Source organism: Dehalococcoidia bacterium, from assembly GCA_028711995.1.
In the GTDB taxonomy this organism is placed as follows: domain Bacteria; phylum Chloroflexota; class Dehalococcoidia; order SZUA-161; family SpSt-899; genus JAQTRE01.
In genome coordinates, this window is record JAQTRE010000115.1 from 1 (window position 1) to 9,127 (window position 9,127).

7 protein-coding genes are annotated in these 9,127 nt (G+C 50.5%); 6 read left to right on the top strand and 1 reads right to left on the bottom strand.

All coding sequences use genetic code 11. From position 1 onward, the window contains the following. The 6 genes from PHV74_12625 to PHV74_12650 form a co-directional block, all read left to right on the top strand. Positions 1–428: branched-chain amino acid ABC transporter permease (locus tag PHV74_12625; GenBank protein ID MDD5095202.1), on the top strand; the 428-nt coding region annotated here is incomplete at its 5' end. 381 nt (positions 429–809) lie between these two features. After that, positions 810–1,004 (top strand): twin-arginine translocase TatA/TatE family subunit, encoded by a 195-nt coding sequence (locus PHV74_12630; protein MDD5095203.1) that lies wholly within the window; start codon positions 810–812, stop codon positions 1,002–1,004. 225 nt (positions 1,005–1,229) lie between these two features. Continuing rightward, on the top strand, positions 1,230–1,526 hold the full coding sequence (gene tatA / locus PHV74_12635; GenBank protein ID MDD5095204.1) for a twin-arginine translocase TatA/TatE family subunit: 297 nt from the start codon (positions 1,230–1,232) through the stop codon (positions 1,524–1,526). Positions 1,527–1,554: 28 nt separating this feature from the next. Then, the gene (gene tatC / locus PHV74_12640; protein ID MDD5095205.1) at positions 1,555–2,295 is read left to right on the top strand and encodes a twin-arginine translocase subunit TatC; all 741 of its coding nucleotides are present in this window, start codon (positions 1,555–1,557) and stop codon (positions 2,293–2,295) included. Between the two features lie 225 nt (positions 2,296–2,520). After that, on the top strand, positions 2,521–6,243 hold the full coding sequence (locus PHV74_12645) for a glycosidase (protein MDD5095206.1): 3,723 nt from the start codon (positions 2,521–2,523) through the stop codon (positions 6,241–6,243). 170 nt (positions 6,244–6,413) lie between these two features. After that, a complete protein-coding gene (locus PHV74_12650) occupies positions 6,414–7,382 on the top strand; it encodes a BglII/BstYI family type II restriction endonuclease (GenBank protein MDD5095207.1) in 969 nt (322 codons plus the stop codon). 93 nt (positions 7,383–7,475) lie between these two features. Here the strand turns inward: PHV74_12650 and PHV74_12655 are convergent, their stop codons facing one another. Continuing rightward, positions 7,476–8,426, bottom strand: coding sequence for an Lrp/AsnC family transcriptional regulator (locus PHV74_12655; protein ID MDD5095208.1), 951 nt, complete (start codon positions 8,424–8,426; stop codon positions 7,476–7,478). Between the last annotated feature and the right edge of the window lie 701 nt (positions 8,427–9,127).

Genomic DNA, 9,127 nt, shown 5'->3' on the forward strand with positions numbered 1-9,127 from the left:
GCTTTGTGGCTTCGGCCGTGATAGCAGGCACGGGCGGATGGCTTTATGCTCATTATATTCGCATCATGGACCCGAACATCTTCGGAATGGGCATTCTATTTGATGTGATCTTCATGGCGATACTGGGTGGCATTGGTACCCTGGTTGGCCCGATTGTCGGCGCTTTGGTCGTTCGATTGGGGCCGGAGCTGGTGTCCGAGGTCTACACGGTTAATCAAGAGTGGCGCACGGCATTCTTGGCCCTATTCATGCTGGCGATCATAATCCTACTGCCGATGGGAGTATGGGGCACGATCAAGATGCGCTGGAGGCAATTTCAGGCAAAAAGAGCCGGGGGCCCGCCATCGGAGCCAATGCCGCCTACCCCGAATAAGCTGGTTGAATCCATAAGAGGGATGTTCACCAGGCGGTCAGAACCGGAGAAATAGCTTTTTCTCTCCGGATCGCCTAAGCCCGGATAACAAAGAAGTAATTTCGTTCCTGAGGGCTCATCAAGATCAGATGAGCCCTTATCCCTCCTCCGGTAGCGGTCTTCATTTTGTGATTTCTCCCTATATGTTGGTGGCTTTGTCAGATTGTTTGTAGTCTTCTATCCCCCATACTTAGGTGCATTACCTTCGCTATAGACGTGTTGCTCAGAACGTTGAGAGTTCATCTGACTGTAGAAACCCATTTGCCTTTCAGGCTCATCTTGTATTGGAAGAGACTCATTGTAGCAGCATTTTGCTGGATGAAGTATACTTGAATAGGGATGTCTGCCCCGCGGGCATAATGAGCTTAGCAGAGATTGGTAGGAAGGAGGTGAGAGTATGCCGCGTTTAAGTGCGTGGGAAATCGCTCTTATTCTGGTGATAGTGCTGATTGTCTTCGGCGCAGGTAAGTTGCCGCAGGTTGGCAGGTCTATGGGTGAGGCGATAAAAGAGTTTCGCAAGTCAAAGGATGACAAAGATGAAGTTGCCCAGACGAACAATTCCAAGGCCGCCGAGGGCGATAAGAAAAACTAGGTCTGGGATTGTTTAGTTCCGGTTTTGAACAATTTGGCTGCTGTGAGAAGATTATTGTGCCGCCTGGCGAGCAAGGCAGGCGAGTTTCACCAGTGTATCATCGAGAACTAACCGCAGAAGACTGGCCTCTTTGATCTACCACAAGACTCTCTGCTCAATCTCGTCATCGTAGCAGTCAGGGAAGGTGAGACCGGATAGCTGAGTCGTTGGCAGAGGAGTGAGAGAGTGGATTTTCTGGGCGTTGGCCCCTTAGAAGTAATCTTCATTCTGCTGATCGGGTTCTTGATATTCGGGCCCAAGAGACTGCCTGAGATCGGCAGAGGTCTGGGAAAGGCCGTCCGCGAATTCAAAAAGCAGAGTGCGGCGTTGACCAAGGATTTTACCGATGCCTACGAAGATGGGATCAAGCCACCTCCTGAAGCACAAAGCAAAAGTCCCCAGCCTGTCACGGGGATATTGAGTGACGGCAATGCCTCCCCTGGCAAAACAGAAGTGGTGCAACCCCAGAACCTTGAGGACTAATTAGTCCTCGCTAAAACCTCACGACGCTATGGATCAAGATGTAAAGCTCCCGATCAAATCGCACCTGGAAGAGCTGAGGAAACGTCTCACCATGTGCGCGATTGCAGTAGCGATCACCACTGGCGCCTCCTTTTATTTTGCAGGAGACATCATCGAGGTGCTGAAGTCGCGAGCCGATGGCATTAATCTCCAGTTCATCGAAATGACGGAGATGTTTGGAACATACTGCGTCATCGCGATTTTTATGGGAATTGCGCTGGCATTGCCTTACATCACCTATCAATTGGTGATGTTTATTCGTCCTGCTTTGACCGGAAAGGAGAGAGGGTACTTATATTTTCTACTGCCTGCGGTGTTCCTGTCGTTTGCTGCGGGTGTAGCCTTCGGTTACTTTGTTCTGATTCCCCCGGCAGCCAAGTTTCTGATCACCTTTGGGAGTGATATTGCCGAGCCACAGATCAGGGTGGGAAATTTCGTTTCAGTGATGGTCAAGCTGCTTTTTGGCATCGGACTGTGCTTTGAAACCCCTATTTTGATCCTGTTTCTGTGCAAGATCGGTATTGTCAGTCCAGAGGGGCTGGCCAGAAAGCGGAAGTTCGCTATTGTTGGAGCCTTTATTCTTGGTGCCATTATCACTCCCACCTTTGATCCTATCAACCAGAGCCTTGTTGCCGTTCCTCTGATTGCCTTGTATGAGTTCGGCATCTTGCTGGCCAGAATATTCCGCAGGAGAGAGAAAGTGCCCAAATCGATAGCCTCTGATACTTGATGCAAGATCAACAGGCCCCTGCGTCATGGTGAATGGCAATTGAGCTTCAATCGGGCAACGCAGAGGCATGTCCTTGGTCGCAATCACAGATTTGCACCATGACCCCAATGTTCGGACTGGGGTGTGCACCATTGACCGGAATCATTTGGATGATTATACTAATGATCTAAAGCAATGGGATCTGCCATCAGCATAGGACTGATGGCAAGTATCTGGAGGAGATGAGTGGTGCTCAGTCTTTCCCAAAATCATATCGGGGAACGTATTGCCGCATTGAATCCGCGCCTCCAGCTCAGGACCTGTCGAGCCAGAGACGCCTCGTTTGATGACGTGGATAATCGCTTCAAAGAGGTGATGCAACGCCCCTTAAGCCAGGCAGCGGAAATAGGGGAAGCCGATATTGTGGTGGGGATTCCCTTTCATAGTGAATCTGACACCATTTCCTCTGTGCTGGATACGATAAGGGATGGTTTGAGAAAATTCTACCCGGATCGCAAATGTGTTATCGTAGCCGCCGGCTCTCCGGCAGGCGGCGAAGCCCTCAAATTGATCGATGAGTCATATGACGACAAGATCGATCAAATCGCTTTCTTGCTGGATGATGAACGAATAAACGGAAAGGGCTGGAGCTTGCGGGCGATCATGGAGGTGACGCGAGCCCTCGAGGCAGACCTGGTGATTCTGGAGGCAGACCTCAGAAGTCGAACCACAAATGGGGAAGTTGAGGGATTGGCTCCGGATTGGATCAGCCTCCTTCACGAACCTGTTCGGAGAGGTAAAGCGGATCTCGTTGTCTCACGATTCAACCAGCATTATGCTAACGCCCCTGTTTCCGCTCTGCTGTTTTATCCTCTGGTTACCGCGATTTACAATCGCCCGCTTCATCTCTGGGCAGGTGTGCAGTGGGGTATTTCCAACCGTTTGATCCGAACCTACCTTCAGACGCCTCGCCACCAGTTGAGCCCTATGGTTCTTGGATATGGTGTCGATGTCTGGCTGCTTACCAAGGCTCTCACCAGTGGCGACATGATCTGTGAAGCTAACCTGGGAATAAAGCTGCATCATCAGTCATCACTGGCAAAGAGATCGCTTGTATTGAGACAAGCATGTGAGGTGATGTTCGAACAGATTGTGGCGGACAGAGATTGGTGGGAAGAGATAGAGTTGAAGCGCGAGTCATGCCTGCCACAGCCATTGCTGACTTATGGAACTAGGAAAACGCATCAACCTGATGAGGTGCAGCTGGTTCCTGAACAGTTGGGGATGAGATATAAACAGGGTTATTACATTTTTCACTCTCTTTATGAGAGGGTTCTCCCTCAGGAGGCTTATCAGCAATTGGAAGGGCTGGTTAAGTTTGAAAACGCCCATATTGATTTCCCCACCGAACTGTGGGTACAAACCGTTTACCATTTGTTGCTCGCCTATGCGTTCAGCAAGGATTTTGCCATGGATGACGTGCTGAATTCACTCATTCCGTTGCATAATGGTTTCATGTGTGGCTTTGTTCGGAAAACGCAGTTACTAAGAGATAAACTGACGAACTTACCTCCCGAAGAAGCGGATTATCTGGCATCACTGGAGAGTGATCGAAGGCTCACGGAATTGTTGGAAGAATTTCTCCGCCAGAAGCCGGATTTCATGTCCAGATGGGTGGAGCGGGCGGAAGCGCTTAAGTCGCCAGTGCCTCAGATCACTTATCGGGAATTCATACCCGGGGTGCCGCTCATCGTGCCGACGGAATTGATCACTCCGGAGGGCCACACAGTCCGCGCCAATGAAATATATGATGCCATATTCGCCCGGCAAAAAGAGGGGTTTGAGCATTTTGTCTATGAGCGCCTGCAAGTTCCTCGAGAAGCTGGCTCTGCGGAGATCGCTCAAGCGATAAAGGACTTTTTGCACGTGGGTGAAGAAATGGTATTACGTTCCAGCGATTTATCTACAGTCGAGGGGACGGAAAGAATGGTGAGGGCCATATTCGATAGCTTTCCGCAGGGAGAGGGATTCTCTTTGATTCCTGAGATGGCTCTTTGGTTTCTGAAGCAGTATCCCCCCTCCAATCTCTTTACGAGGATGGGCTATGCCGGCCTTGAAGAGATGCTCCAGGATTATGATTCCCTGGATATTCTGGCTCTGACCAGCTGGTCTGAGGAGAAGGAGTATGACGAGAGCCTGCGGAAACTGATCAGGGAAACCATTCGCCCGGAACATTTTGCTTCCTGTCCCATAAAGCCTGTGGTGGTGGACCATGTCAATTTTCCTTCGCTGGTGGAGATGAAAGATTCATCAGCCCTTGATAAACTCTGCTCCCGAGTAGTAGTGAGCAACCTCCGTAAAGGCATGGGGGGAGAGTTCCCCAAAGGGCGTTATTTCACCACCGTCACCAAGAATATTGTGGAAGCCGAAAGGTTCGGTAAGATATGGAAAAGATTTGCCAGTGAGAGGAAGGCTTTTGGCCAAAAGGTCAATGCCTCACTGGAGGGCCACTGGGGAAGGGAACCTCTATCGGCGCACAGTATTTTTGAGGATGGGACTCAGCGGATATTGGCCAGGCAATTGAAGGAGAGGGCAGAAAGGGTTGAGGCGTCTGCTGACGGGGATGAGGCTCACTTAAAATTAGCTGAAATTCTCCGCGATATCGCCGATTCCTATCATCTGGCGCTTACCCTTCCCGATGGAACCTTTGTCACCTGCTCTATGTGGTCCTGGGCCAGCTATAGCTTTAAGGGTGGAAAGGGCTTGCCGCCGCCCCTCTCGCTGCATGTGGAGAGAGACTGGACTTCAAGAGAGTTCCTTTTAGAGTACTATAAGGCTGCGGGTGGGACTGAGGAGGAGGTGGAGGAGAAAATTATCGAGCTTATGGAGCAGGGCAGGGAATGGGAAGATATGGCCTCCATTCTGCTGGGAACGGAGAAAGGGGCGGAACAGATTGTCTGCAGGGAGACGATTACTCCCTGGTCAAAGCAACCCCTGGCTGGCAATATGACTCGGTTTGCCGGTAACCCTGTCCTCGAGCCGATTAAGGAACATCCGTGGGAATCAAAATATGTGTTGAACGCGGGCATGATAAGGCTGGATGGCAAGGTGTACATGGTCTATCGGGCGTTCGGGGATGACGAGGTCTCTCGGCTGGGGTTGGCCACAAGCGAAGACGGGTTCCATTTCACAGAGCGACTGGAGAAGCCTATATTCGAGCCAAAGCGCCGTAGTGAAAAGAAAGGGTGTGAAGACCCTCGGCTGATTTTGATGGACGGTCGTATTTACATGAGTTATACCGCTTATGATGGCATCGTGGCCCAAATCGCTCTGGCTTCCATAGGAGCAGACGATTTTACGAATTACCGGTGGAAGAAGTGGCACCGGCATGGACTGGTCTTCCCCGGCTTTAACGATAAGGATGCCGCGCTGTTCCCTGAAACGTTCAATGGGAAGTATGCCATGCTGCATCGCGTCGATCCTCATATCTGGGTGACCTTCTCCAACCATCTGCGCTGTCCCTGGCCCAGAAAAGAGCACAAGATTCTGGCCGGGTCAACTTACGGAATGATGTGGGATGGGAAGAAGATCGGTGCTGGGGCTCAACCGATCAAGACCAAGTACGGATGGTTACTCATTACCCACGGCGTTGATTTTGCGCATTTTTATCGGCTGGGAGTGATGCTCCTGGATCTGGAAAACCCGTCCAAACTGATTTATCGCTCCCCGAATTTTGTCCTAGAACCGCAGGAGGCGTGTGAGATTGGAAAGGAAGGACAGCATTGGGTGCCCAATGTTGTCTTCACCTGCGGAGCTCTTCCCAAAGAACATCACGGAAAAGAAATGCTCGATGCAGATGATGAACTCATTGTTTACTACGGGGCCGCTGACACCCTGATGAACATTGCCACTGCAACGGTAGGAACGCTTATCCCGGAGGAGGTTCGTAAAGGGAGTTCAGCCACATAGAACCGGGACCCATTCTCTTAAGGGATTTTCTACTTTGGTTGCGAGGCATAAGCGATGGCCGGATTGACCTGCTTGCTCTCTGCCACCATTCGATAATGTTACTCGTGATGTGAGGGGACAAAGCACTCGGCGAACGCTCTAGCCATTCTATCTGGAGCTCAATCAGAAACATGAAACTGAGTTTGGAGAAATTCTCTTACCTTTCTGGAGAGACTCGCTTGAACAGCAAGCCGGGAATAATCCAGGAGATCGAAGAGGTCTTTCTCAGGCCGAGGATCGATATCACCATGTTATCCCTTGATCAATTCCTCCAGCTTTCACGAGCGGATTTTCTCGCCAGGGGGTGGGATCCCCCAGCAGTCGTGCGAGGGAGAGGCGGCCAGATGCCGCTGGCGGAGCTTATCAAACAAGGGGTCGGCCTCCAGTTGGGGTTTCGATCACCAGGATTGCTGGCGGATATCCTCAAGTTCCAAGCCATGTACGATTCCAGAGAAGCCAAGATAGATATCGGCGTTTACGTTGTTGGCACATCGGCATTTCAGAACGTCATGAGGAAGGAAACCGGAAAGCCATGGGCTGGTTTGAGCTTTTATGAGGTTACCGAAAAGTTGCCTAGTATCGGGAGAATGCTGAAGGTGCCCATCTGTTTACTTGGTTTGAACGCCGTGGAAGAAAGCCCGTCCGTGGCTGGCAATATCAACCACATGTCATCCTCCCAGGTTAAAGAGACTGTTTTTGCATTTTTGGAAAGGAAATACGGTCGGCCAATCGACCAGAATGTTCGCGTGATGGGGATGGGTAGAGGATTGGATATAGAGTTTGATGGTATACTGCGACTTGATGATGAGGATGTAATCCTTGAGGTGGAAGTGAGCACTGAGGGCGTGCTTCGTTCACGGATTCTTGCGGATAGCACCCGCAGCTTTACTAAAATGCTCCAAGACTACCGTCGCCTGATGGGAAGGAAAGCTTCACTCAGATTTATATTTCTGGGTGAATTCAATCCCAGATATATCAGCAGAGTATTGGATCAAAGAGATGATGTGTCCTGTGAATCCGGAGGCGCGATAGTCGATTATGAAGTGTATCGGTTCGAGGATCTCGGCCTAACCGATAAGCAGAATATTTCCAGCATCTGAAGAGCCCCTGATCAAGTGGAGCAGGCGATCTTTTGCCGCGAGATTGGGGAGGTGTCTCCCTAATGCGCTCTCTTTAGAACAGATTCCTTCAATTTACGTCAAAAGCGAAAAAGATTGCTTGGGGACTGCCAGCTGGAGCATCGTCTCGTAATGAACAATGCCAGGAGTGACGCCTAGAATATTTTTTAAAAAATCAGCCATCTCCGTTGAATCCTGGAAATTGGCGCTCAAGAATAGATCAAAGCGACCGGTGGTGATGACGACGCGGTTGACCCTTCGGTCGGCCACCAGATGATCCGTTGCCGCATTGATCTGACCGGGGCGGGTTTTCACCAGGATGATTGCCTGAGTGCCGAAACCAAAGGCTGTAGGATCGGCGACGCTGACCACCCTTACGATGTTCTCGTTAAGCAGCACTTGCATCTTTTTGCCCATCAGTGTCCTGTTTATTTGCAATTTCTTGCTGAGATGAGTGATGCTTTCTCTGGGACTTGACTCCAGAGCCTCTATTAGTTTCACTTCCAATTCATCCAGAGGGCGGGGGGTGGCTTCTCTGGTTGCACCCGTGTCGCCCCTCAAGTACATCCAGGAGCTTTTCACCACTTTCAAAACCGCCATAGTTTCAGCATCCATCAGGTCGGGGATTTTGCCCAGTTCTTCGCTGATAAAGCCCAGGAGTTCCTCTTGACTACGGAAGAACAGTGTGAGCAACGCGTCATAGCGTCCCGCGATCAGCCGAATGGCTCGAACGCATCGGTAGGGGGCCAAATAACCCGCCACAGCATCCGACTTCCCAGGACGAACAGTGATCCCCATCAAGGCCCTTGTTGAGAACCCCAACACCAGTGGTTCAGGCCTGGCCGCGATTGTGATAGTCCCCGCATCAATGAGCCGCTGAACTCGCCGGTGAATCGTCGTTGAGCTTGTGCCGAGCTTTTTCGCCAGAGAGGGATTGCTCTGCCTGGCGTCTAGTTCTAGCTCTTTCACCAGCAGCAGGTCCAGGTCATCGACCCCCGGTTCAGATGATTTCCGTATTCTGTTCATCTCATCAAGACCTCGCCTGTTTTTGCTCTTCAAGATGGTTTGGGCAACTTCATTGCTGAGAGTGAGTGTCATATATGTCTGAGCTCATCAGGCTCCCAGGATGATGCCAGACAGCAAATTACCTGGGTTTGAGTATTTCCCACTCTGGTGGGCACCGTGTCAAATCTGGCTACCATTAGCGATAGCTCCCGGCTGAGGGTTGTGTGGAACTATATTATCTTGCTGCGACAAAAAAAGAAAGTCCAGTCACATATTCCGTGGTACCACTTTGTTGCGCAGTACATGAAAGTATTATAGGGGTTCTCGATGTCATGTAGTTCTAGAACACATTATTCCAAGTTGTAGTTGTTATTGGGCAATGCTATAATCAAACCAGTCGGTCTGTGTCTGGGGGTATCGAGGCCTTAGCTTCCGTGTTGTGGGTGGATGGGGCAAGCCTGTGTGACCATTCCTCCGGCCATAGGGATTCGCAAATGGGGTGATGCTGGTTGAACCGATCCATTCCGGCATGAAACCCAAGGGGTAGCGTTCGCTAATCTTAATCATTTTCAGGAGTTAGAGAGAAATGGATTTCGATCTTCCAGAAGAACACCAGATGTTTCAGAAAGCGATCAGGGATTTTGCCGAAAAAGAGGTAAGCCTCTATGTGAATGAATGTGAAGACAGTCACGAGATGCCGATGGAGCTGTTCCGTAAGATGG

Coding starts and splice junctions, on each gene's coding strand:
- PHV74_12630 (MDD5095203.1), top strand. CDS start 810: ATGCCGCGTTTAAGTGCGTGGGAAATCGCTCTTATTCTGGTGATAGTG.
- PHV74_12655 (MDD5095208.1), bottom strand. CDS start 8,426: ATGAACAGAATACGGAAATCATCTGAACCGGGGGTCGATGACCTGGAC.
- PHV74_12650 (MDD5095207.1), top strand. CDS start 6,414: ATGAAACTGAGTTTGGAGAAATTCTCTTACCTTTCTGGAGAGACTCGC.
- tatC (MDD5095205.1), top strand. CDS start 1,555: ATGGATCAAGATGTAAAGCTCCCGATCAAATCGCACCTGGAAGAGCTG.